This is a genomic window from Reinekea sp. G2M2-21, assembly GCF_015687175.1.
Taxonomy (GTDB): domain Bacteria; phylum Pseudomonadota; class Gammaproteobacteria; order Pseudomonadales; family Natronospirillaceae; genus Reinekea.
This window is the reverse complement of record NZ_JADPQG010000001.1, coordinates 656,225-681,284: the sequence shown is the minus strand read 5'-3', so window position 1 is coordinate 681,284 and position 25,060 is coordinate 656,225. Positions and strand designations below refer to the sequence as shown.

Annotated in this window: 16 protein-coding genes; 7 read left to right on the top strand and 9 right to left on the bottom strand. The window is 47.9% G+C overall.

Going from position 1 to position 25,060, the window contains the following annotated elements; genetic code table 11:
* Positions 1 to 43: 43 nt before the first annotated feature.
* Positions 44 to 1,504: an adenylate/guanylate cyclase domain-containing protein gene (locus IYN85_RS03155; protein ID WP_196157382.1), complete on the top strand. Its 1,461-nt coding sequence runs from the start codon at positions 44 to 46 to the stop codon at positions 1,502 to 1,504.
* A 55-nt stretch (positions 1,505 to 1,559) separates the two neighbouring features.
* On the opposite strand, the gene queF is transcribed toward IYN85_RS03155, so the two are convergent.
* From queF to IYN85_RS03140, 3 genes are read right to left on the bottom strand one after another with little or no spacing between them, the layout of a single operon-like run.
* Positions 1,560 to 2,384, bottom strand: a complete 825-nt coding sequence (queF, locus tag IYN85_RS03150) for an NADPH-dependent 7-cyano-7-deazaguanine reductase QueF (RefSeq protein ID WP_196157381.1) — start codon at positions 2,382 to 2,384, stop codon at positions 1,560 to 1,562.
* 9 nt (positions 2,385 to 2,393) lie between these two features.
* A complete protein-coding gene (locus tag IYN85_RS03145) occupies positions 2,394 to 3,164 on the bottom strand; it encodes an ABC transporter permease (protein WP_196157380.1) in 771 nt (256 codons plus the stop codon).
* On the bottom strand, positions 3,161 to 4,099 hold the full coding sequence (locus tag IYN85_RS03140) for an ABC transporter ATP-binding protein (protein WP_196157379.1): 939 nt from the start codon (positions 4,097 to 4,099) through the stop codon (positions 3,161 to 3,163). Before IYN85_RS03140 ends, IYN85_RS03145 begins: the two co-directional genes overlap by 4 nt.
* 72 nt (positions 4,100 to 4,171) lie before the next feature.
* On the opposite strand from IYN85_RS03140, the gene IYN85_RS03135 reads away from it, so the two are divergent.
* The gene (locus tag IYN85_RS03135) at positions 4,172 to 5,053 is read left to right on the top strand and encodes a TIGR01777 family oxidoreductase (protein ID WP_196157378.1); all 882 of its coding nucleotides are present in this window, start codon (positions 4,172 to 4,174) and stop codon (positions 5,051 to 5,053) included.
* Positions 5,054 to 5,069: 16 nt separating this feature from the next.
* On the opposite strand, the gene IYN85_RS03130 is transcribed toward IYN85_RS03135, so the two are convergent.
* The 5 genes from IYN85_RS03130 to glk form a co-directional block, all read right to left on the bottom strand.
* Entirely contained in the window at positions 5,070 to 6,299 is a 1,230-nt protein-coding gene (locus IYN85_RS03130) for a DUF4032 domain-containing protein (protein ID WP_196157377.1), read from the bottom strand.
* A gap of 174 nt (positions 6,300 to 6,473) precedes the next feature.
* On the bottom strand, positions 6,474 to 7,568 hold the full coding sequence (locus IYN85_RS03125) for an ABC transporter ATP-binding protein (RefSeq protein ID WP_196157376.1): 1,095 nt from the start codon (positions 7,566 to 7,568) through the stop codon (positions 6,474 to 6,476).
* A gap of 317 nt (positions 7,569 to 7,885) precedes the next feature.
* Positions 7,886 to 10,078, bottom strand: coding sequence for a 4-alpha-glucanotransferase (gene malQ, locus IYN85_RS03120; RefSeq protein ID WP_196157375.1), 2,193 nt, complete (start codon positions 10,076 to 10,078; stop codon positions 7,886 to 7,888).
* Between the two features lie 235 nt (positions 10,079 to 10,313).
* On the bottom strand, positions 10,314 to 13,553 hold the full coding sequence (locus tag IYN85_RS03115; RefSeq protein ID WP_196157374.1) for a glycoside hydrolase family 15 protein: 3,240 nt from the start codon (positions 13,551 to 13,553) through the stop codon (positions 10,314 to 10,316).
* Positions 13,554 to 13,744: 191 nt separating this feature from the next.
* Positions 13,745 to 14,746: a glucokinase gene (gene glk / locus IYN85_RS03110; protein ID WP_196157373.1), complete on the bottom strand. Its 1,002-nt coding sequence runs from the start codon at positions 14,744 to 14,746 to the stop codon at positions 13,745 to 13,747.
* A gap of 554 nt (positions 14,747 to 15,300) precedes the next feature.
* Between glk and hexR the strand changes: the two genes are divergently transcribed.
* From hexR to aceF, 4 genes are all read left to right on the top strand, one after another.
* Positions 15,301 to 16,161: a transcriptional regulator HexR gene (hexR, locus tag IYN85_RS03105; protein WP_196157372.1), complete on the top strand. Its 861-nt coding sequence runs from the start codon at positions 15,301 to 15,303 to the stop codon at positions 16,159 to 16,161.
* A 194-nt stretch (positions 16,162 to 16,355) separates the two neighbouring features.
* On the top strand, positions 16,356 to 17,804 hold the full coding sequence (pyk, locus tag IYN85_RS03100) for a pyruvate kinase (protein ID WP_196157371.1): 1,449 nt from the start codon (positions 16,356 to 16,358) through the stop codon (positions 17,802 to 17,804).
* Between the two features lie 265 nt (positions 17,805 to 18,069).
* Positions 18,070 to 20,730, top strand: a complete 2,661-nt coding sequence (aceE, locus tag IYN85_RS03095) for a pyruvate dehydrogenase (acetyl-transferring), homodimeric type (protein ID WP_196157370.1) — start codon at positions 18,070 to 18,072, stop codon at positions 20,728 to 20,730.
* 22 nt (positions 20,731 to 20,752) lie between these two features.
* Positions 20,753 to 22,651: a pyruvate dehydrogenase complex dihydrolipoyllysine-residue acetyltransferase gene (aceF, locus tag IYN85_RS03090; protein ID WP_196157369.1), complete on the top strand. Its 1,899-nt coding sequence runs from the start codon at positions 20,753 to 20,755 to the stop codon at positions 22,649 to 22,651.
* A gap of 406 nt (positions 22,652 to 23,057) precedes the next feature.
* Here the strand turns inward: aceF and galU are convergent, their stop codons facing one another.
* The gene (galU, locus tag IYN85_RS03085; protein WP_196157368.1) at positions 23,058 to 23,900 is read right to left on the bottom strand and encodes a UTP--glucose-1-phosphate uridylyltransferase GalU; all 843 of its coding nucleotides are present in this window, start codon (positions 23,898 to 23,900) and stop codon (positions 23,058 to 23,060) included.
* A 246-nt stretch (positions 23,901 to 24,146) separates the two neighbouring features.
* Here galU and rarD point away from each other — a divergent pair, with 246 nt between their 5' ends.
* Positions 24,147 to 25,049 (top strand): EamA family transporter RarD, encoded by a 903-nt coding sequence (gene rarD, locus IYN85_RS03080; RefSeq protein WP_196157367.1) that lies wholly within the window; start codon positions 24,147 to 24,149, stop codon positions 25,047 to 25,049.
* The last annotated feature ends 11 nt before the right edge of the window (positions 25,050 to 25,060 follow it).

Here is a 25,060-nt window from a genome sequence, read left to right as displayed (position 1 = left end):
CCAGCACAGTTCGCGCACGAATAATAAAAGGTTGAGCAATAGTATGTCTAAACAGCCGCAGGCCCAAAAGAGGCCATCCGCGCAAAAAAAGACGGTAAAAAGCCTACATCAAAGCGCTACACAAGAACTCGAATTATTTGATGACTTTACCGTGTTATCGATATCGGCTGAATTTAATTCGCGGTCGATTATTTATTTAACTTTGGCCGGAACATTGGTCAGTACGATCTCATCCGGAACTATTTCCCAGTTTTTTTCCCTGGTTGTCGCCTTTTGTTTAGCGTATCCAACCATGATGCGCTATCTGAGCCTTCCTCTGCGCAGACGCTACCCTAAACAGGTGGGTTACACCTTGATTCTGTTTGACGCTTTTCTGATCGGCGTTCTAATTGTCGTCATGGGCATGCCCATCATGCCCTCCATTTTCATCCTGATTATGGCGAACGCGAGTTTTATCGCCATGGGGCAGGCCCTCGCTTACCTGCTATGCCTTGCTTTTATGGCCACCGGTGCCTTTGCAACATTCTATCTGTTAAATGACTTCAAAATTACCGAACCACCGCTCATGACATCACTAATTGCTGGTTTCGGCACAGGCTTGTACGTGGCCATAACAGCCTACTACACCAATCAATCTGCTCGCCGATTAAAAGCCGCGCGATTAGAAATGTACAAGCAAAATGAAAAATACCGTTCGCTATCGCGTAAACTGTCAAAGTACCTGTCACCTCAGGTCTGGGAAAATATTTTCAGCGGTAAACGCGATGCCAAGCTGGAAACGCAACGCAAACGTTTGGTCATATTTTTTTCGGACATCAAGGGGTTCAGTGAACTGTCTGAACAAATGGAGTCAGAAGCACTGACAGCACTCATCAACACCTACCTCAATGAGATGAGTAAAATCGTGATGAAGTATGGCGGCACCATCGATAAATTTATCGGGGATGCGATCATGGTGTTTTTTGGTGACCCGGAAACCAAAGGAGTGAAGAAAGACGCTGAAGCCTGCGTAGCCATGGCCATTGAAATGCGCAAACATATGAAAGTATTGCGTCAACGTTGGAAAGCTCAGGGCATTCAACAGCCCCTTGAAATACGCATGGGCATCAATACCGGATACTGCACTGTTGGAAATTTCGGAGCTGAAACCCGAATGGACTACACCCTACTCGGAAAAGAAGTTAATTTAGCGTCTCGATTGGAATCTTCAGCCGAACCCAGCGAAATTTTAATTTCCTACGAAACTTACTCCTTAGTACAGGATAGAATTCTGTGTCGTGAAAAAGGCCAGATAAAGGCAAAAGGCTTCAGCCGACCTATCCCTGTGTATCAAGTGGTTGATTTCCGAAAAGATTTGGGCGCGAGACGCTCGTTCACTGAACTGGATCTCGAAGGGTTTTCCATGTCCCTCGATATGGAAAAAATCAAAAATTACGATCGGGACAAAATTCTCGACATCCTCGATAAAGTCAAAAAATCGCTGTCCAGCAAAGATATCCAATAATTGGAATCGTCAGGAAGGGGCACAAAACGCCCCCCCCCCCTTTCCTGACAAAGCTTTATTGACGTACCAGCCTGGTATTGTCAGCTATCCCATCCGCAACGTCCGAACGATAAGGATTAATATCCAGCCCGCCTCGTCGTACATAACGAGCGTAAACCGTCAACTCGTCACAATGGCACCGCTCTTTCAGATCCATAAAAATGCGCTCGACACACTGCTCATGAAACTCATTATGCTGACGAAATGAAATCAGATATTTCAGTAGCGATTCACGGTTAATCTTAGGCCCACGATATTCCATAAACACACTGCCCCAGTCCGGCTGCCCAGTCACCAAACAGTTGGACTTCAACAGATGCGAACACAACCGTTCATGAACGACCCCTGTTTCCGTGGACAACAGTTCCGGCTTAGTTTGGTAGTCTGAAATTTCAACATCCAACTCATCAATACAAATAGCGTCAATCGACTGAATATCGGCACTGCTACCCGCTTGTTGCAGCATGACAACGGTGACCTTCACCGAGGCACCTGCGGCGACAGACAGATCGTTTTCCAGTAACTTCTGGACTTGTTGAACGCTTTGAAAGCGCGTTTGATTAAATGAATTCAAATAAAGTTTAAATGACTTCGACTCAACGAGATTCGGGCTGCTGGCAGGTATAAAAAATTCCGCTAAGGCAACAACCGGTTTCCCTTTGTCATTCAACCATGACAGTTCATAAGCATTCCAGATATCAACGCCATGAAAAGGCAATTTCTTTTCAATGCCCAACTCATCGCGCTTTTCCTGTCGGGCAATTGGAAACAATAGACTTGCATCGTACTGATCAATATAGGCACTGGTTTTCCCCAGTGGTGAATTCTCAGGTGTAGTCATAGCGGATCCTTAAGTGCGTAAACCGCGTCCAGTGTTAAGTAAATACATTGCCCAGCTTCCCAGCACAATCACGAACAAACCAAGCATGGCGTAAGCGGTTGCCACCGGAATATCAGAGACACCGATAATGCCATATCGGAAGGTATTAACCATATACAAAATCGGATTCAACTTGCTGACCCATTGCCAGAACTCGGGCAACAGACTGACAGAATAAAAAACGCCACCCAAATAAGTTAATGGCGTTAAAATGAAGGTCGGCACAATGGTCACATCATCAAACTTCGTCGCGAATATCGCGTTAATCAAACCCGCAATCGAAAACACGATAGCCGTTAACAAAATGACGGAAATTGTGACGAATATGTGGGAGACGACTAATTTTGAAAACCACAGGCTTAGCAACATGACAATAATCCCACATGCCAGACCACGGGCAACACCGCCGATGACAAAACCGGATAAGATTACCCAGTTAGGCACCGGTGCAACCATGAGTTCCTCCAAAGAACGTTGAAATTTATTGGAAAAAAAGCTGGAACTCACATTACCGTAGGCGTTGGTAATGACGGTCATCATGATCAAACCAGGGACGATAAATTGCATGTAGTCGAACCCGCCCATCTCCCCGATACGACTACCAATCAGATTTCCAAAAATAACGAAATACAACACCATGGTGATGGCAGGTGGTAACAAAGTCTGAGGCCAGATACGCAGAAAACGCCTTACTTCTTTCACAACAATCGATGAAAAGGCTACCCAATACGGATGTGTCATACTTTGCTCCCGGTTTCTGGCTGATTTTCGGTTAAATCCACAAACAATTCCTCAAGACGATTGGTCTTAGGCCGCATACTCAATATGGGTAAATTATACTGGTCGAAGAGTGCGAACACCTGATTCAGGCTCTCTCCTCGTTTGATATGAAATTCCACACTTCCATCGCCAGTGAGTTGTGCATCAAATTGACTGAAACTTTCTGGTAATGATTCAGGACTCTGCGAAAAATCGGCGACAAAAGTTGACCGATCCTTATCTTTCAACAATTCTTTCGTGGGTCCCTGGGCAATAATCTCACCCTTTCCGATAATAGCGAGATTTCGACATAGGGATTCAGCCTCTTCAAGGTAATGAGTCGTCAGGATAATTGTCGTGCCCTGGCGATTTAATTCAGTCAAGAAAGTCCACATAGAACGACGAATCTCAATATCCACGCCCGCCGTCGGCTCATCTAAAATCAGAATTTTCGGCTCATGAACCAATGCACGGGCGATCATCAGCCGACGTTTCATACCGCCGGACAGCATGCGTGCCTGAGTGTCCTTTTTTGACCATAAATCCAGTTTCTTCAAGTATTCTTCGGCTTTAACCGCAGCCTGCTTGCGATTCAACCCGTAATAACCGGCTTGCTGCACGATGATGTCGAACACTTTCTCAAAGGCGTTGAAATTAAATTCCTGAGGGACCACGCCTAGGCTTCGCTTAACCTGCTCGCGTTGGTTGACTAGGTCATAGCCGTTTACTCTGACATCACCACTGGTTTTATTCACTAACGATGAAACGATACCCAGAGAAGTGGATTTACCCGCCCCGTTAGGACCCAACAGAGCAAAGAAGTCGCCTTCCTGAACAGTGAGGTCAATCCCCTTCAATGCGGTAAAGCCGTTGTCATATACCTTCACCAAACTCGATATTTCGAGAGCATTTGCCATAAACTTACCTCATTAAAGTGAACGTTCATTTGAAACAGCCCGTATAAGTGGGTGCAACAGGAGAAAAATTCAATGTCGAAACCCTATGCACTAATTACTGGCGCCTCCGGATTGCTGGGCCAATCGGTCTGCGAGCTGCTCAATAGTGATGGCTATACGACCATTGCGCTAAAACATAAAATTAACACCCTCGCCCATCATCAGGTCAACACATTTGATGATCTCAGTCCCCTGACCCGACATTTTGCGTTAGTGATTAACCTGGCAGGTGCCCCGATTGCCGGATTCCCATGGACTCCTAGCCGTAAACGTATACTGCGCTCTTCCCGAATCGACTTGACTCATCAACTGGTTGAATCGCTGAAACGCAATGAGGTGACTTGTGAACACTTTATTTCCGGATCAGCGATCGGGTTCTACGGTACCGGTGCCGAGGCAGTATCCGAAACGGCTCCGCCTGGAGATGATTTCAGTGCCCAACTTTGCCAGCAATGGGAGGCTGAAGCCCTTCGGGCATCCAACTTTGCACAGAGAACAACCGTACTGCGCACTGGCTTGGTTTTTTCGGCCGCTGGCGGCTTTCTGAAACCACTCATCCTGAGTACACGATTAGGTGTTGGCGCAATTATGGGTTCCGGTGGGCAGGGCGTGTCGTGGATTGATCACACGGATTGGCTTGGTGGCTTAAAACACATCATAACGCACAAAATCGAGGGGGCAGTTAATTTAACGTCACCAGCCCCCGTTCGCCATGACAAACTCATGAAGACCCTTTCAACTCAGCTGGGAAGACCCCTTTACTTCAAAATACCGGAAATAATGTTTAGACCGGTTGGCGAAATGAAAACCCTGTTTTTGGAAGGACAGTTTGTTTTACCGTCCAGATTACTGGAAACCGGCTACCAGTTCAGATTCCCGACTGTAAAGGACTCATTGACCCATATCCTCTCGTAGCCGCAGCCAGGGGTAGCTAAACGCGCTTCTTCAGGACGTTTTCGACATAGCTCTTTGAGGCAAATGGCATTCCCACATCTGAACCGCTTGCTTCACTGAGATACCAGCGATGCTCAAGTATTTCATGAAAAAGCTCAGCATCATCAAGCCCCCCTTTCAACTCATGAGGAATGGTTTGTACGGATGGGTTAAACACTTCCGCAATCCACCGATAGGCGGCAACAGGCAAAGGCACATCCCGACCATCTTGTTCAGACAAGATAATCCGGTATCGGTTCAAGCTATTCAATAATCGACGAGCCTGATTTTCCTGCACCTGCAGGCCGGTCAGCGACGCCAGTCGGCGCTTATGATGCCAGTGTTCCACAACTCTCGGGACCATCTTAACTTGCTTCCCGTTATCAACTGTGGTGATCTCCATTTCTTCAACGTCAAAGCCTAATTCGTTAAGCCGGCTGATGCGTTTTTCAATCAGATATTGATCTTCAGGATCAAACACATCTGAACGTGTCAGCTCAGCCCACAAATTTCGGTAACGCTCTACCAGCGAATCTGCCAGATCTACTGGGTCTAATTGACCCGGCAAGCCCACTGACGCTTCCAGGTCCATTAAATCGCCAGCTATATTGGTATGGGCTAAATCCAGATCAAATTCCCGCCGACGATCAGTCAATTCATCGAGTAATTCACCGGTTTCCGCATCAACCAGATACGCCGCCATCAGTCCAGCATCCCGGCGAAATAACGCATTGGAAAAGGAACAATCTCCCCAATAAAAACCCGATAGGTGCAAACGAACCAACAGTTCCGCCAAGGCGTCCAACATCTGATGCATTTGCTCCGGCGAAATGCCTTGCTGAATAATGATTCGATATGGAAGCGCACCGACAAGATAGTTGGTAATAAGCAAACCACGATTTTCAACACTCGTGGTCGGTGCGGCGCCGTTCGATTGCGCGGCACTGACGTTTTCATCCCGATGTGTCACCAAACCCACTGGCTCGACTACTGGCAGCCCCAATTCCTCCAGTTCACGTAACAACCGATATTCATTGCGGGCAATGGGTGTCGCTAATTCTTTTAGCGCATACACCTGATCTTTGTGGGAAATGAACTTCACTACGTTGCGATGTATGCCACGGGCGACTTCGACAAAATGCTCTTCCGGCCAATCGTTCAGATGCCGGGACCAAGGTAAGCGGAGATCGGTAAAATAGTGACTGGGTGACGCGATTTGAAATTTCATTCCTACCTCAGATTAAGTCGAATACAACCTAGTGTAACCATTTCTCTTAACATTGAGCGTGCCCGTTTTCACAGTCAGCTTGTCAGTACTGTGCAAATATAAACAAGTACGGGCGACAAGGACAAAAAAGCCGACATAAACGTCGGCTTTTTCCGCTAAGCAATCCGAGGCAGATTACAGTCGCTCTTCGGTTTCACCATCGAACAGGTGCAACTTATCGGTATTGATATGCAGTTCTACTGTGCTACCCAGTTGTGGCGTCTTGTGCACGTCCATCTTCGCGATAAACTCTTTCTTCTCATGATCCAGAGACATATGCACGACCACTTCATGGCCCAACGTTTCGACAATACTCACTTTACCATTGATAACGGCGGTGTTTTTCCACTCATGTTCTTCCGAACCACGCACATGCTCAGGACGGAAACCAACAAAGACTTCTTTTCCCTTACGGGCTTCAACGCCTTCTTTCCAGTTGTCCGGAGTATTGATGGTGACATCCGCGTGCACCAGCTGCTTACCGTCTTCAGAGACATTCATTTTCAGAATGTTCATATTAGGGGTACCAATGAACTGAGCAACAAATACGTTTGCCGGAGTATCGTACAGATCCAAAGGTGAGCCAACTTGACGCAGGTTTCCATCATGCAATACTGCAATACGGTCGCCCATAGTCATTGCTTCAACCTGATCGTGCGTAACATAGACAGAGGTAATACCCAGACGTTTTTGCAAGTTCGCAATTTCGGCACGCATCTGAACACGAAGTTCTGCATCCAAGTTTGATAAAGGCTCGTCAAACAGAAACACAGAAGGCTTACGAACGATAGCGCGACCCAAAGCAACACGCTGACGCTGACCACCAGACAAAGCTTTTGGCTTACGATCCAACAAGTGAGCCAAGCCTAACGTTTCTGCCGCTTCAGTAACCAAACGATCGATTTCATCTTTGGCCATCTTGCGCAGACGTAAACCGAACGCGATGTTTTCATAAACCGTCATGTGTGGGTACAGAGCGTAACTCTGAAACACCATGGCAACATCACGATCTTTAGGGTGCACAGTGTTCACCACACGATCGCCAATGTAGAGCTTACCATCGGTGATTTCTTCAAGGCCGGCGATCATCCGTAGCGTCGTAGACTTACCACAACCAGAAGGTCCAACCAGAACCATGAATTCTTTATCATGGATATCTAAATCCAAGCCTTTAATGATGTTTACATCACCATAGCTTTTTATCACTTTTTCAAATTTGATACTTGCCATCAGCTTCCACTCGTTTTGTCGTAATCTTAACCGTTACCCAATAGCGCCAGCGCTTTGGGACCGTGCAGATGTAAACCCCAAGGGATTATCAACACCTGTTTCGCTGTTTTGTAGTTTTATTTCAGCGTAAATCTGGAAATCAGTCGATGAAGGCCATTATAGCCGTAATTATACAACCAATGTCCAGTCTAAAGTGCGAGTTAATGATATATGTCATCTCAAAACCATAAAAAACCCAGGATATACCTGGGTTTCAGAGCATCGACCTAATTCAGGTTGTTTTTCGACCAACATCAGAATTCGCCTTGAACGGCGATCTAATTTGCTCTCAATTGGTTAATTTTTTGGCAAAATGCCTGGATATCGCTTCGCTCAAACAATTCCTCACTGCTTTGCGACAGTTTTCGTCGCCAGTTTGGGTATTCGTCACTGGTACCCGGGATATTGACAGGCTTATTGATCAACATCATATCTTCCAGCTGAACAGCAATAATCTGCGACGCGCTGGAGGCCAGATGTTGGTGAATGGCGAAACACAGATCTTGCGTCATCTCGTCAAGATCATCTGGATTGGTGGTAATACCAGTAGGTAAGCGGCCATGTTTTGCCAGCGCTTCAAGAATTAATCGCTTCGCTTTTTCACGGGCAGCGCATTCGTCCTGATAATCTTGCTCACTGGCAAACATATTGAGCTGTTTGCGCAGATCAAGATCACTCTTGTTCCAATAAGCCTTAACGGTGGGCATATCATGGTTGCAAACGATTGCCAGGGCTTTAGGAGCGTATTGCTCTGGTTCGGTACAACTCACATCATCAATTTCAAAATAAAAGACCTTGTTTGAATAGAGTTCTGCTTTCGGAAAAAATTCAGTGATCTCGTCCGGAACCGTCCCCAAGTCTTCAGCGATAACCATACACTGATTGCGCTGCGATTCGAGGTTAAGAATACCCAGAAGATCAAACAAATCGTAGTAAACATAAGCCCCAAAAGCTGCCGTTTTCCCGGGCGGGCACCACCACAGACGCAACAGAGCCAAGGCGTGATCAATCCGCAAGGCTCCGCAAGCCCGCATATTATTGCGCAAAAGCGTAATAAAGGTCTGATATCCTTCATTTTTCAGTTTAATCGGGTCGAGCGGCGGTAAGCCCCAGTTTTGACCATTGGGCCCCAATGCATCCGGTGGAGCACCCACCGCTGCATCAAGACAAAAGTTTTCTTTATTTCCCCAGACTTCAGCACCTCCACGATCGGCTCCAACCGCGAGGTCTCGGTACAAGCCAATTTTCATGCCTAGATCTTTCGCCAGCTGATCGACCTGCTGTAATTGTTCATCGGCAATAAATTGCAGATACATCCAGTAGGTGATCGCTTCTTCATTCTGTGCTGCGAATTCAGCCACTTCAGCGGACTTATGATCTTTATAGGCCTCTGGCCAAACAGGCCAGCCCCAGGCATTGATGTCCAGCGCCTTAAAATGTGCCAGAAGTGCGTCGAACAAAGCCTGATTCTGTAAAGGCTCACCTTGCTCTTCAACAAAGCGATTAAAAGCGGCCTCACGCTCGGTTCCCTGACCAAGATGATTTTTCTTAAATGCAGCAAACAACAGTTCAAAACATTCAAACTTAAGTGCACTGACGCCTGGGTAAAAAACATCATCACTTTCACGTAACTGTGCAACGCGTGCGGCGAACGTTTTGCTGGCGATTTTACGCTTCAACGCGGCTGATTCGTCAAACTCTGGGACGGCGGTTACGTCGGTGTACAAAACATTGAGAAAACTTCGGTTTGAGGGACTATAAGGACTGCAATGCTCGGGACTGATCGGATAGAGCGCATGAATCGGATTCAGGCCAATCACGTCAGCACCTTGCGCCGCCATATCTTTCATCAACTGCGCAAGGTCACTGAAATCACCCATGCCCCAGTTATTCTGAGATCGCAGAGTATACAGCTGTATTGCCGTACCCCAGGTTTTGTCACCGCGATGCATGGGTTCGTTATGATAACTGGTCTTAGGGGTCACGATCAGCGATGTAGCCATCTGTGCGTCATTCACGGTTACTTGAATGGTGTGGTAACCCAATGGCAAATCTGTCGGCAGAGGTACGATACGTCGAACATGCTGCACCCCTTCCATCCAATAGTCGCCAGTCTGCGTTAAGAACTCCAGATTGAACTGACCCTCAAGGACATCACCCTGCTCAGTTTCTATTCGCCAGCTACCCGTACTACTTAACTCATAGTCTTTGACATAGACATTAATACCCCAATAGTCGCGTAATGGCGAAAGGACCGTGATGGGTTCCAACAGAGTGTGCCATTGATGCGTATCCAGCTGCCATGCGTCATGACCTAACTTCTGATCATTATCCAGGTCGTAACCCATCGCTTTCAGTATTAATTCAATATTCTCAAACGGAACCTCAGCCTCAACACCGCGGTAATCGACAAAGCTCCTGGAAATCTTGCGTAGATGAGCGACTTTCGACGTAAGCTCATAATTCGCCATTGCAAACCCCTTAACAATTTCTGACCTGGTTCTGGACCAACGTCATACATGACAGTTTTAATTGCGGCTCAGTTTAGTGGAGGGCAACCGCTTACACGCATTGGAAATTAAAAAGTCAGGAAGGATTTTCAGCGGGGTGGAAAGTAGTTTGAGATCAACCTACAACCCACTTCTTAGGCCTATTCCTGCCATACCTCACATTCCTTCGACCTCAGTTAGAGGTTTCCACCGCAAACTAGTTCAACGACTCACCGATGCCACCATCGGACATCTGCTCATGGTGCCCCTGCTCGATCAGATAAGTCATGGCATCGACAATGCGATTGGCAATCCGCTCCGGTGGATTCTGGTAAAAGGCTTGCCATGCCTGACCTCGATATTGGTTGTAGTTCGAGACCTGCGCCGGATATTGATTGATCCAATTCAACCGAACGGCGTGCGCTATGACCACTTCAACAATTAGGTAGTCCTCTAATCTCAGATCAGGGTTGGATTCCATCAAGGACATTATGGCCTGCAGAGCCTCAATGGTCATTTGACGATATGACGGAGACTGAATCTTGTTCAGCAAGCGTTCTATCAACAACGCAAACTGAGGTTCGCCAGCGGTCATGGAATCCAGCACATTGGCGGCATCCAGGCGACTACGCGAATCAAACCGATCACCGACCACGACCCCGCGACATTGCTTGAGCACGTTCCAGAACCGTTCATAAAAAGTATCCGCTAGACGAGGCATTACGCCCTGCTGTTCTCGCCACTGCATCCAGTTGCGCGCAGACCCAAGCGTTGGAACCTGTGAGCTGACGGTCCGCGCTTCATTCAGGTTTACCTTGCCGTGACTGTGCAGAGATTCTGTGGCAAATAAACGATCTAACTCGTCTTGATAGTGCCCCAGGATATTAATGATTCTTGACTGCAACGCGTGCGGTGACAGCGCCGCGATTGCCTCAAATGCAAAGTCCGGTTCCAGTGATCGCTCAGCCGCCAACTGCCCCAATATAAGCATGGCCAGATGACCAGGGCGCAGCGTTTTCATACCGGATAGTAAATCGGGTTGCCCGCGCATGATGGCGGACAGCATAATCAGTATTTCTTGATTCAAAATGGCTTCACGTGGATCCTGCGCCGTGTTCTGCTGAATAATCTCGATAATGGTTTTATTCTGAATCGGCGTGCTAATAGTACCTTGATCCGAAAAGGCACGCCCCACAACCATAATCCGCTGTCGGGACAAGATTTCAGCTACGCTATCCTCTAAGCCACTCCAGTACTTCCCCAGCAATCCGGCACTGGTGCGCATGACACTCCAAAGTTGATGCTCAGAAGCCGTTTCATAGAGCTCGGTAACTAACAGCCGAAGTGTTACTAACGGCGCAATACCGCTTTCGAAATCCAAGCCATGACGCCCCACCAGCTGCTTTAACAGTTCACATTGGGTAAATAAATTGGCGGTCCCCTTCAGCTCAGTCAGTAACTCTTCACTTTCTTGTTCTGGTCGCAACAGGGTCAACACCGATTTCGTTTCCGGCTTACTTTCCCCTAGATTGAACGGTAACCATTTTTTTCTGCGCACACCCAATTGAATCGAACTGATGGGCAATTGGTAGTCCTTCAGATCTTCAATTTTCTCAATGGTCAATTCAGGCAAGGAAACCAAAGGATTCACCAACCGTGTACGCACCGATTCGAGAGCATCCGCTTCAATGTCTTTAAACAACTGTAAAAGCTCTTTTGCGTTTGCATTGTTGAGCATAGACTCGTTAACGTCCAGTACGAATACAGGATCCTGTAACTCTTGCCAGTGGCGAGACACGTATGCTATTTCTGCTTTAAGTAATTCCACCAGCCATTGGTTATCGCTGGCCAAATAAAACCGATCCCGATTCATGAATTGCGGTAAAAATGCAACAGTCTCCCCGGATAACTCGTAAAGCTTACTGGTCGCCAGCGTTCTCGGATTTCTCTGCGGCCGGCCCGTCAAACCCAATGACTGATTCTGCCCGACCACGTGAAAAACTCGACTCAACTCGCTGGCACTGTGCACCCGAATCGGCTCGATATCTGACGATGTGTAAGACGTAACCCCTGCTTCTATTAATTGCGACTTCGTGGTCTCTGAATCGGCCAGAATCACGACAGAAACGCGAGGCTGAAAAGACTGACCGACACGCTCATGAACCGCGAGAGGATCAATATCTGCAGTGGTCAGAATGCCGTCATGAACAAGACAACCCAAGGTATAGAGTGATTGAGTCCAAACTAGGGGAACATTGTTATTCGGCTGCCTGATCTGAGAGCCGGGATTGGCCTTCTCTGCAGCTACCTGTTCCGCCGCCACGTAGTAAAGCTCTGGCAGTAATAACATGCCGTCCTTTTCAACCCGCAATTTATCAAGTAGCTCCCGATAACGATCCATCTCTGCAACATCGTCTTTAAACAGGCTCTCCAAAAACAGGAAGGCGTAGAACAATGGCCATTCCGACTCGATGTGCTCGAAGTTGCGCAGTTCATTCAATTCGTAATGCAAACGATCATGATCTTCCAGAACCGTCTGATGACCGTCTAATAAAAACCGTTTACAACCGTAAGGTCCTGCCAACTTATCGAGAATATGACGACGCGTTTTATCGACTAGTTTTTCGTTTTCGATCGCGAAGGCAGGAAAACCGATAATGGATAAACAGGCGGCATCCACCTCTTTAGACAACGATTCCCTGGGTAGCAGATTTTCCAGTGTGGTCCGGCAACGAGCGATTTCATCTTCCATAACATGAATGGTGCCAATTTTTTCACCTCGTTCGGGTAATAAATTGAGCCCCCGCATTGCTTGCAAAGCCGATTTCACCATACCGACGGAGGACGCATTTATTTCTACACGACCGTTGTTGATTTTATTTCCTCGTTCCCAAATACCGTAATCGGGTGTGCGATACCCTCGCCCGACATACCAAACCAGGTTTTGTATGAAACTGACTTCTTCAACGGATTTGATAATGGCCAGACCAGATCGTGTCATTTGTGCCAACATCAATAAGAAAATTGATGTCGCATCTAACTGCAGGTGCCCCCATTTATCATCGTCAACGACGACTTGGCCAGACTGAGTGTCGTATTTTGCGTGCAGTGCATCCAACGGATTTTGGGTATATTTAAACCGCTCAACTTTGTGAGTCTGACGCATCATCGCAGTCAACAAACCGCGCATCAAACTGATGGTACTGTCTTCCAATTTGGTTTTTCGTGCGGGGAAATGATCGAATTTTCGATACCCGAGCCAAAGCCCCCACACCGCCATAATGGAATAGACGTTATCGCGAACCCAAGCGTCAGTATAATCGCCATGGCCATTCACATCGGTACTGGCTGGGAACAACCCGGTTTGTGAATCCTGTCGGCAGAGTATGGTTTTCTCGGTCAATTCAAACCAGTTATCCAAAGTGTTTGTGATCTGGTCAATTTCGATAGTAGACATGTGCATCCCTCTGCTGCCGATCAATTCGGTGAGTCAGTACTGCGTACGTTAAAAAACCACACAGATCACTCCGTGTGGCCTAAATAAAGAGCGGGTCGCTTCTAGTGTGCTCGGAGTCGCCGTGTCCTTCCGTTGATTAATTAAATTAAACAGCCGAAAAACTGACAGACCAGCCGGAGCGTTCAGTCTAATCAGGCGTGGTTCAACATATGGTTCAATACAGCAGCGGAACCCAATAACCCAGGTTGTTCAGCGACCACGACAAATGTCGGAATATCCTCGACAAATCCGGATAGACGCGCTTTTGCTTCAAAACGGGCGCGAAAATCACTTAGCTTAAAATACTCAATAAACCGGGGAATGATACCACCGGTAATGTACACGCCACCTTTGGCGCCAATGGTCAGCGCGACATCACCGGCGTAACTGCCGCATATCGCACAAAAATGGGCCAGTGCCTGCTCACATAAAGCATCTGACTTGTCCAGTGCGGCTTTGGATATTTCAGGCGCGGTAAGCTGGCTTTCATTACCTGCTTTAGCGGCCAGAGCCTGATAAATGTTTTCCAACCCCATACCTGAAATCAAACGCTCATTAGAAACTCGCTCATATTTGGTCAACAGAAACGAAAGGATATCAATTTCCACATGATTGGTTGGCGCGAAATGAGCATGACCGCCTTCGGTTTCCAATGTCACCGGTCCGACATCACTAAACGCCAGTGCCGCCAAGCCCAGTCCGGTTCCAGGGCCGGTCACGGCGATAGGCTTACCTTTAACCGCTTCACCACGGCCCACCTTAATCAGACTGTTTTCATCCAGCTGAGGAATCGCATTGGCCAGTGCGTTGTAGTCATTAATAAATTTCAGGGTGTTAAACCCAAGCGTTGCTTTGAGTTCCGACACTTTAAATGCCCAAGTGTGGTTGGTCATGGTAATCTGATCTTGATCCGTCGGGCAGGCAATCGCCATCACGGAATGCTCAGGGCGCGGATAATCTTTGGCTGGACCGGCCAGATAAGCCTCAATTGCCTCCAGGATAGTGCCATATTCCGCCCCATTCAGTGCGGTAGGCGCAATCAGATCCGATTCCGCCAACACCAGATCGCCACCCGCTTCAATATTCCGAATTGGTGTGAGAGCAAAGCGAGCATTGGTTCCACCGATATCGGCAATCAGGCCCAGCTGTTCCATGTTTCATTCCTCATATCTAATTTTTTGTTTTAAACCGTCTATCCTGCCTGACTTACACTCTCTCGTATCATCGGAGATGCCGGCAGAACGACTTCATATCAAGACGTGACAATTCTGCCACGTTCGGTCGTTTTCGTTTGTAACATTCTCTTACATCACACCGACCTATTGCGTCAGATCAATAAGCCAGCCGATTTAATGGGAATCAACAACCCAACCGACCAATGGCCGCTTTAAAATCACTGTCGACAAAATTGAGCATGAAACAGCCCAACATGCTCCTTGGGGCGCATAACCCAACCCCAAGTGCGTAACATCCTTACAAATCTTGTTTAATTAATAGCCAGATTTGCCAATTTAAGTAATTTTACTACAATATGACAACAAAATTCACTCTGAAAATGACTGGTAAACTGAATGTAATGCCATTAGTGTCTACTTCGGCTGCCAACTGTAGCAAAAAAACTGCAAAATACTTAAGCTAGATCACTTTACCTGCAAGATGTGAATTTCCTACAATTCTGAAGCAATCGTACATTTGGAAAAAAACTACAATGACAACGAATATTCTAGATCGCTTAAAATCCAACCCAAGTTGCCTCAGTAAAAGTGAGCGAAAAGTCGCTCAAGTGATTCTAAATGACCCAAACAAAGCGATTCGTTCCTCCATTGCCAGCTTGGCCAAGTCAGCCGATGTCTCAGAACCAACGGTAAACCGCTTTTGTCGCAGCCTGGACTGTACCGGTTTTCCAGACTTCAAACTGAAACTGGCGCAATGCCTGGCCACCGGGACGCCTTACGTCAACCGTAACGTTGAGCCAAACGACCGGGTTGAGGACTATACCAGCAAGATTTTTGAAGCAACGATGAGCGCGGTGAGCGATGCCAAGCGATCCATCGACATTAATGCGCTGAGCCGAACGGTAGATGCGCTTTCACAGGCGCGGCGAATTGGCTTTTACGGTTTAGGTGCATCTGGCAGCGTGGCTATGGATGCCCATCACAAATTTTTCCGGTTAAATACACCCTGCTCGGCTTATACAGACGCCTTACAACAGCGTATGGCCGCAGCAGCCGCAAAACCCGGGGATGTAGTGGTCATCATTTCCATTACCGGGCGAACCATTTCGCTGGTGGAAACCGCGCGTATTGCTCGCGAATCTGGAGCAACAGTGATTGCTCTCACCACACCGCATTCTCCCCTGGCGGAAAACTGCCATATTCTGCTTGGCGTCGACAGTCAGGAAAATACAGACATCTATATTAATATGACGTCACGTATTGTTTATCTGACGATTCTGGACGTATTGGCCACAGGTGTAACATTGAAGCTTGGACCAGAATTCCAGAGTCATTTGAAACGAATAAAAACCGTACTGGCCGAAATGCGGTTTAGCAGCAGCCCGACTGACTGATCTGAAAGACATTAAAAAAGCCCAATTCGGGCTTTTTTACGTTGAGATCGGACATAAGTCGATCTTGCATTATAACTCGGCGAAACGTTAACAGCGGTCAACGACTCGCAGCTTGAAAAGAATTCCTGTTAACCATCCGAATACAGCACAATTCGGACTGTCACTTCATTTTTAAGAGAGACACCATAATGGTCATGAGACGCACAAAAATTGTCACTACCTTAGGCCCCGCTACCGATAAAGAAGGTGTGTTAGAACAACTCATACTGGCGGGCGCCAATACCGTTCGATTAAATTTCTCCCACGGCAACGCGGCAGATCATCAGCGTCGCGCGGACGAAGTTCGCGCCATAACTAAAAAACTGGGGCTGCCACCGGTCGCTATCCTGGCCGACCTGCAAGGTCCTAAAATTCGAATTGCGCGCTTTAAGGATAATCAGAAAGTTAAACTGGTTGAAGGCCAGGCATTCGTCCTGGATGTGGACTTTGACAAAAACAATGGTAACAGTGAACGGGTCGGTATCGACTACCCGGCGCTGGCGAGTGACAGTGCGCCTGGTGACGTCTATCTTCTCGACGACGGCAGGGTTAAGGTCAAGGTTGAAAAAGTCGTTGGCCAAGCGGTGCACACCATCGTGACTCAAGGCGGTCCTTTGTCTAATAACAAAGGTATTAACAAACTGGGCGGTGGCCTATCGGCTGCAGCGCTGACTGACAAAGACAAACAGGATATTTTAACCGCCACCGAAATTGGCGTGGACTATGTAGCCGTTTCTTTCCCCCGTGGTCCGGAAGACATGGTTGAAGCTCGACAATTGCTCAACGCCGCAGGCTCAACGGCGGAATTGGTGGCTAAATTGGAACGCGCGGAAGCAACGCTGGATCATGAAAACCTGGATAAAATTATCCTGGCTTCGGATGTCGTCATGGTTGCCCGGGGCGACTTGGGGGTAGAAATAGGTGATCCTGAACTGATTGGCGTCCAGAAACACATCATTAAACGTGCGCGAACTCTGGATAAAATTGTCATCACCGCCACTCAAATGATGGAATCGATGATCGACAATCCATTTCCGACCCGGGCGGAAGTTTTTGACGTGGCCAATGCCGTTTTGGATGGGACTGATGCAATCATGTGCTCTGCGGAAACTGCCGCCGGTAACTACCCGGTAGAAACAGTTAAACACATGAGTGATATCTGTCTTGGTGCGGAAAAACACAAACTGACGACCGTGTCACGGCACAGAATTGGCAGCGAGTTCAAACGAATTGACGAAGCTATCGCCATGTCCGTCATGTACGCCGCTAACCATCTGCGCGGTGTAAAGGCTATTCTCTGCATGACTGAGTCCGGCTCTTCGCCAAAGTGGATGTCGCGCATCAGTTCCGGACTCCCCATCTATGCACTGACCCGACATGAAAGCACTCAGCGTCGGGTTGCTTTATATCGTGGCGTTGAGGCCATACCGTTTGACGATACTTCCTTTGCCAGTGCTCAGGTCAACAAACTCGCCGTAGATGAAGTCAAGAAACGTGGAATCGTGAAGGATGGCGATCTGGTCATTCTCGCCTATGGTGATCATCAGGGCGTTCACGGCGGCTCAAACACATTTAAGATTGTAAGTGTCGGCAATATCCTGTAAAAAGGCGCCCACATGACAATTTAATGAACAACGGCAGCTTCGGCTGCCGTTTTCCGTTCCGGCATCGAAAAAAGCGAAATTTCGCCCAAAAGCCAAGTCTCGCTAAATCCGAATTATTGCTAATAACGGAATAAGAATTTGCTCTCTTGTGAAGCAAATTCAACACAGAAAGTTTTAATTTAGCCTGCTAAGCTTTATTGAATTTTTTTTACACACTTAATAACGGCAGCAGTCCGTTTACCATTGGGGAAGAGGGTTTAACTCTATGGAACACGATATAGATCCTATTGAAACACGGGAATGGCTTGACGCGTTGGCATCTGTTGTCCGCGAAGAAGGTAATGACCGCGCGCAGTTTCTATTAAAGCGGTTATCGGATGAAGTGTCTCATTCGGGTGAAGATGTCCCGTTTGCGATCAATACACCATTCCGCAACACAATTCGTTTAGACCAAGAACCTAAATACCCCGGTGACAACGAACTGGAGCGAAAAATCCGTGCGATGATTCGCTGGAATGCCGTTGCCATGGTCGTACGTGCCAATAAATCAGGCGATGATCTGGGCGGGCACATCTCCAGCTTCCAGTCGTCTGCAACCTTATACGACATCGGTTTCAACCATTTCTGGCGAGCTCCTACAGCAACCCACCCTGGCGATATGATTTATTTCCAAGGACACATCTCTCCGGGTATTTACGCTCGTTCTTATGTGGAAGGTCGACTCACCGATGAACAACTCGACAACTTCCGTCGCGAAGTCGATGGCAAAGGTTTATCTTCCTACCCACACCCTTGGTTAATGCCGGACTACTGGCAATTCCCAACGGTATCAATGGGTTTGGGGCCTATTCAGGCTATTTACCAGGCACACGTTATGCGTTACCTGGAAAACCATGAAAAAATCGAAAAAGGTGGCCGTGTTTGGGCATTCCTCGGCGACGGCGAAATGGACGAGCCCGAGTCTCTGGGTGCGATTTCCCTTGCCGGTCGTGAACACCTCGACAACCTGAACTTCGTTATTAACTGTAACCTTCAGCGACTGGATGGTCCGGTTCGCGGTAACGGCAAAATCATTCAAGAACTCGAAGGCATGTTCCGCGGTGCTGGCTGGAACGTTATTAAGGTAGTTTGGGGTCGTCATTGGGACAAACTGTTTGCTGCCGACAAGAAAGGTCTGCTGCAGAAGCGCATGGATGAAGTCGTTGACGGTGAGTTGCAAGCCTACAAGTCTCATGGCGGTGCCTATACCCGCGAACACTTCTTCGGCAAATACCCGGAATTGGCTGAGTTGGTGAAGGATTTATCGGATGACGATATTTTCCGTTTGAACCGTGGAGGCCACGACCCTTACAAAGTCTACGCAGCATTCCAGAAAGCGGTCAACGACAACAATGGTCAACCTACTGTGATCCTGGCACATACCGTCAAAGGCTATGGAATTGAAGCCGGTGAAGCGAAGAACATGACGCATTCACTGAAAAAACTGTCTGTTGAAGATTTGAAACAGTTCCGTGATCGTTGCGGTGTTCCTATAAGCGATGCTGATCTCGAAGCGGGCAAAATCCCGTTCTACCGTCCGAACGAAAACAGCCCGGAAATGCAATACATTCGTAATCACCGAAACAGCCTGGGTGGTTATTTGCCGGTTCGTCGCCAGAAAGCGGATTCTCAATTAGAAGTACCCGCGCTGGAGGCATTCGATTCAATCACCAAAGAGTCCGGCGATCGCGAGATTTCGACTACCATGAGTTTCGTGCGTATGTTGTCGCAGCTCATGAAAGACAAACAGATTGGCGATCGTATTGTGCCAATCGTACCGGACGAAGCCCGTACCTTTGGTATGGAAGGTATGTTCCGTCAATTTGGTATTTATTCTCCTTGGGGTCAAACTTACATTCCGCAGGATAAAAACCAGGTCATGTGGTACAAAGAAGACATCAAAGGCCAGATTCTGCAAGAAGGCATTAACGAATCCGGTGCCATGAGCTCCTGGATTGCCGCGGCGACGTCTTACAGTACTTACAACCATCAGTTAATTCCGTTTTACGTCTACTATTCGATGTTTGGCTTCCAACGCATTGGCGACCTGGCCTGGGCATCAGGTGATTTGCAGGCTCGCGGCTTCCTGATAGGCGCCACATCCGGTCGTACCACACTGAACGGTGAAGGCTTGCAGCATCAAGATGGTCACAGTCATATTCTGGCGGGCACAATTCCGAACTGTGTGACCTATGACGCCACCTATGGTTATGAAATTGCCACCATCATTCAAGATGGTCTGAAACGCATGGTGCAGAACCAGGAAAATGTCTTCTACTACATCACCACACTGAATGAAAATTACCAGCACCCTGGTTTGGTCGATGACACCATGGTTGAAGGCATCAAAAAAGGTATGTACTTGCTGGAAGACGGTGTCAAGAAAGGTAAGAAGGCTGTGCAGTTGATGGGATCGGGCTCCATCATGCAGGAAGTCCGAGCGGCTGCCGAAATGTTGCGTGAAGACTGGGGCGTGCAGGTCGATGTCTGGGCCGTAACCAGTTACAACGAACTGACCCGTGAGGGTCTGGATGCAGACCGGGAGAACCTGCTTAACCCTGAAGCGAAACCGCGTGAAGCGTATGTTACCCAGTTACTCAAGGGGCGACGTGGGCCTGTGGTTTCAGCCAGCGATTATATGAAGAATTACGGCAACCAAATCCGCAAATGGGTGCCTCAGGATTACCATGTCTTAGGTACGGATGGTTTTGGACGTTCCGATTCCCGTGCGCAGTTGCGTCACTTCTTTGAAGTTGACCGGAACTGGATCACCCTTGCGGCGCTGAAAGCATTGGCAGACGAAGGAACGATCGAAGCAAAAGTGGTGACTGAAGCAATTAACAAGCTTGGTCTGGACGTCAACAAACCAAACCCAATGACAGTGTAATTGCGGATTTAGGAGTTTTTTCATGACAACTGAAATTATCCGAGTACCCGACATCGGTATGGATTCGGCCACCTGCATCGAGGTGAGCGTTAAACCCGGTGATACGGTCAATGTCGATGACACCATTATCGTGTTGGAGTCGGACAAAGCCTCGATGGACGTACCCTCCCCTGTCGCGGGCAAAATCGTTCAGATCAAAATCAATGAAGGAGATTCCGTCTCTGAAGGGGATGAACTGATCTACCTTGAAGTGGAAGGTGTGGCCGCAGAAGCCGCCGAACCGACGACTGCCGTTAAATCCGAGGATGTTGCCCAAGCGCCATCACCTGCCGCTGGTTCAGCAGTGGAAACAATCAGCGTACCGGACATTGGCATGGACAGTGCCAATGTGATTGAAATCGCCGTCAAAGTTGGCGATATCATTGCTGAAGAAGACACGCTTGTAGTGTTGGAGTCAGACAAAGCATCAATGGACGTACCAGCACCAAAAGCAGGCGAAGTCGTCGCTATTAAAGTAACCGAAGGCGACAGCGTCTCTGAAGGGTCTGTTTTATTAGAACTGAAAACAGCATCTGCTGCTCCAGCAGCGGCCACAGCCAGTCCGGCAACGACAGCCCCAGTACCCAGCGCAACGACACCGCCAACAGCGTCTGAAGTACAGGAAGTTAAGGTACCGGATATCGGTATGGACAGCGCAAAGGTTATCGAAATCGCTGTAAAACCAGGCGATTATCTGAAAGAAGAAGACACCATCGTCGTGTTGGAATCGGACAAGGCCTCTATGGATGTCCCCTCTCCCGTCGCAGGTGAGGTGATCAAAGTAGCGGTGAACGAAGGGGACGATGTATCACAGGGCGTGTTACTGCTAACCGTTAAGGCCCAAGGGGCTGCTGCGAGTTCGCCTAAGCAGTCGCCAGCACCGGCAACAACACAATCCTCGACGTCCGAACCTAAAGCAGCAGCAACACCGCCGGCACCGGTGTTGGCACATGCCTACGAAAAAGCTCCGACTAAGCCGAGTAAAAACGTACACGCCGGGCCTGCTGTGCGACGCTTAGCCCGCGAATTTGGTGTTGATCTTGCCTTCGTACCGGGCAGTGGTCCACGCGGACGAATTATCAAAGACGATGTCGCCGGTTGGGTTAAAAAGCGCTTACAGGAGCCTCAACAACCAACGGCTGGTGCTGGTTTACCCTCCGTTCCGGATCAGGATTTCTCCAAATTCGGCGAAGTCGACATCGTTGAAATGAACCGTATACAGCAAATTACCGCGGTCAATATGGTTCGAAATTCACTGGTGATTCCTCACGTCACTCAGTTCGACGAAGCGGATGTAACCGATACAGAGAGCTTCCGTCAATCGCTTAAACCAGAAATGGAAAAGCGTGGCGTGAAAATTAGTCCGCTGGCCTTTATCGTCAAGGCTTGCGCCTCTGGTTTAGCGGAGTATCCAAAATTCAATGTATCGCTGTTGGCTGACGGCAAACGTTATGCGCAGAAGCACTACATTAACATTGGCGTAGCCGTTGATACTCCAAATGGGTTGATTGTGCCGGTCATCAAAGATGCGGATAAAAAGTCCATTTGGCAAATCGCTGAAGAAATCATTGATTTCGCCAAACGTGGGCGTGATGGCAAAGTGAAACCCGCTGAAATGCAAGGTGGCTGTTTCACGGTATCGAGCTTGGGTGGATTGGGTGGTACGGCCTTCACGCCGATCGTTAACGCACCCGAAGTCGCTATTCTCGGGATATCCAAAAATTCTGTTAAACCGCATTGGAATGGTAAAGAATTTGTACCACGCACATTCACACCGCTGTCGCTGTCTTATGATCATCGGGCGATCAATGGTGCGGACGCTGCTAAATTCACAACCTATCTCACGCAGGTCCTCAGCGACGTTCGTCGTCTGGTATTGTAAGCAGACCCAGTTGAAGTAACTCAGCCCGGCAATGCCGGGCTTTTTATTGCCTTAGCGAATTGGCTGCTCAACACTTACTGGTCCTTTATAAATCAAGACCGACCGGCTCAACATCCAATAGTCGCACTATAAGCCACGAACAGTTAACCCTGACAATACTTTGACAATAAAACTTCACCGCTGTCCAGCTAATGTTAAAGTACACCCACTTAAGGCGCTGCGGCAAAGCATGAAGAGCTTGAGTGAAGGGAGATGATAGCCGAGGGACGGCAGGCACAATGGATTGTGCATCAGGGAAATGAACAGGGACCGACATACAAGGACGTAAAAATAAATTGGGCGAAGGTATTTCCTTCGCCCAATTTGTCATGCCAGACACCCAACAAGCGCCAACAGCTATACTGCCTCAGTTTCCTTTTCCGGTCAGATACAGATTCTGGTAACAGAAATTAGTCGCTTCAACAAACCCCTGAACTGACCCACAATCGAAGCGAGTGCCTTTAAATCGATAAGCCAACACTACACCATCTTGCGCCTGTTGTTTTAATGCGTCAGTCAACTGAATTTCGTTGTTAATACCCGGCTCAGTGACCTTCAGGATATCAAAGATATCCGGTGTTAAAATATAACGGCCAATTACCGCAAGGTTACTTGGAGCGTCCTCTTTCGCTGGCTTTTCCACCATGTCGCTCACCCTGTACAAGCCGTCTTTCATTGCTTCTCCAGCAATAACACCGTATTTATGAATTTCATCATCTGGAACTTCCATAACCGCGACAATGGAACAACGGAACTGCTTATGAACCTTCACCATTTGCGCCAGAACGTTGTCTTCTCCGTCATCGTTAACGCACAAGTCATCAGCTAAGACGACACCGAAGGGTTCGTTACCCACCAATGTCTCGCCAGCCAAAATTGCATGCCCAAGTCCTTTCATTTCTTTTTGCCGCGTGTAGGAAAAAACGCCTTCATCCATCACGTGACGGATTGACTGCAAATACTGTTCTTTCGCTGAGCCATTGATCTGATGTTCCAGTTCATAAGAAATGTCAAAATGATCAGCGATGGCGCGCTTACCACGTCCTGTTACAAACCCGATGTAATTCAAACCGGCCTCAATCGATTCTTCCACGCCGTATTGCACCAGAGGTTTGTTGACGACAGGCAACATTTCTTTTGGCAAGGCCTTGGTCGCGGGTAAAAAGCGAGTGCCGTAGCCACCCACAGGAAACAAACACTTTCGAATCATCTGCTAAATCCTTCCTTTATGTCAGACAAGTTGACTTGCAAGTCTTAAACCAACTTAAACATTAAAAATCACCGGTTTAGCTGGCTCATCACCGGAAATCCGTCCAATTTTGCGCCGTATTGTGCCCCATTTTGGACAGTCGCACTACAACCGAGCAATCAACGAGCGTATTAATATCAATAAAGAATTGATCTCATCCTCCCGGTTCGGATATTTTGCAGTTCCAATGTGACAAGAATCTGAACTGTGGAACACAAAACCCGACAAGGTGTCACCTTCGCCTTAACAGCATATGGCCTTTGGGCTGTTGCACCAATCTACTTTAAGTGGGTTGAGCAGGTTAATCCTTTGGACATTCTTGCCCACCGGGTCATCTGGTCATTTGTTTTAACCCTGGTTATTGTTTTGTTGTCAAAACGCCTGAAAATTCTGTTTAGCGTGATTCGAAGTGCCCGCCTCCTTACCTTTTTGTTTCTGTCTACGTTATTGATCGCAGCAAATTGGGGAATTTTTATTTGGGCAATAAACAGTGATCAAATGCTCAGTGCGAGCCTAGGTTACTATATAAACCCGCTTATCAATATTTTGCTGGGGATGTTATTCTTTGCTGAACGCTTGCGTCGCGCCCAAAAGCTCGCCGCAATACTGTGCGTAATTGCGGTGCTCTTTGAAATCTGGCATTTCGGGCGCCTGCCTTGGATCGCCATTATCCTGGCGACAACCTTTGCCCTCTATGGATTAGTACGGAAAAAGCTGGCAGTAGACAGCTTCATTGGAATGGTTCTGGAAACCGGCTTGCTCATTCCTTTCGCCCTTATCATGCTCAACATACCGATATCGTCAATCAGCTTGCCTGCCCACGACTGGTCTACAACCTTTAAACTTATGTTGGCCGGTCCCGTAACAATGATTCCTTTATTGTGTTTTGCCGCGGCGGCGAATCGAATCAGTCTGACTGCGTTGGGCTTCTTTCAGTACATTGGACCAAGCGGTATGTTCTTATTGGCCGTCTTCGTTTATGACGAGTCGTTCAGCCCGGCTAAATTGGTTACATTCGGGATTATCTGGACGGCACTTGCGCTGCTGGTCTGGGATAGCCTGCAACATCGCCCCCCAGCTTTCCCCCAAGAACCAACCCGTACAGTGTAAAAAATGAGAAG

Coding starts and splice junctions, on each gene's coding strand:
- IYN85_RS03155 (WP_196157382.1), top strand. CDS start 44: ATGTCTAAACAGCCGCAGGCCCAAAAGAGGCCATCCGCGCAAAAAAAG.
- queF (WP_196157381.1), bottom strand. CDS start 2,384: ATGACTACACCTGAGAATTCACCACTGGGGAAAACCAGTGCCTATATT.
- IYN85_RS03145 (WP_196157380.1), bottom strand. CDS start 3,164: ATGACACATCCGTATTGGGTAGCCTTTTCATCGATTGTTGTGAAAGAA.
- IYN85_RS03140 (WP_196157379.1), bottom strand. CDS start 4,099: ATGGCAAATGCTCTCGAAATATCGAGTTTGGTGAAGGTATATGACAAC.
- IYN85_RS03135 (WP_196157378.1), top strand. CDS start 4,172: ATGTCGAAACCCTATGCACTAATTACTGGCGCCTCCGGATTGCTGGGC.
- IYN85_RS03130 (WP_196157377.1), bottom strand. CDS start 6,299: ATGAAATTTCAAATCGCGTCACCCAGTCACTATTTTACCGATCTCCGC.
- IYN85_RS03125 (WP_196157376.1), bottom strand. CDS start 7,568: ATGGCAAGTATCAAATTTGAAAAAGTGATAAAAAGCTATGGTGATGTA.
- malQ (WP_196157375.1), bottom strand. CDS start 10,078: ATGGCGAATTATGAGCTTACGTCGAAAGTCGCTCATCTACGCAAGATT.
- IYN85_RS03115 (WP_196157374.1), bottom strand. CDS start 13,553: ATGTCTACTATCGAAATTGACCAGATCACAAACACTTTGGATAACTGG.
- glk (WP_196157373.1), bottom strand. CDS start 14,746: ATGGAACAGCTGGGCCTGATTGCCGATATCGGTGGAACCAATGCTCGC.
- hexR (WP_196157372.1), top strand. CDS start 15,301: ATGACAACGAATATTCTAGATCGCTTAAAATCCAACCCAAGTTGCCTC.
- pyk (WP_196157371.1), top strand. CDS start 16,356: ATGAGACGCACAAAAATTGTCACTACCTTAGGCCCCGCTACCGATAAA.
- aceE (WP_196157370.1), top strand. CDS start 18,070: ATGGAACACGATATAGATCCTATTGAAACACGGGAATGGCTTGACGCG.
- aceF (WP_196157369.1), top strand. CDS start 20,753: ATGACAACTGAAATTATCCGAGTACCCGACATCGGTATGGATTCGGCC.
- galU (WP_196157368.1), bottom strand. CDS start 23,900: ATGATTCGAAAGTGTTTGTTTCCTGTGGGTGGCTACGGCACTCGCTTT.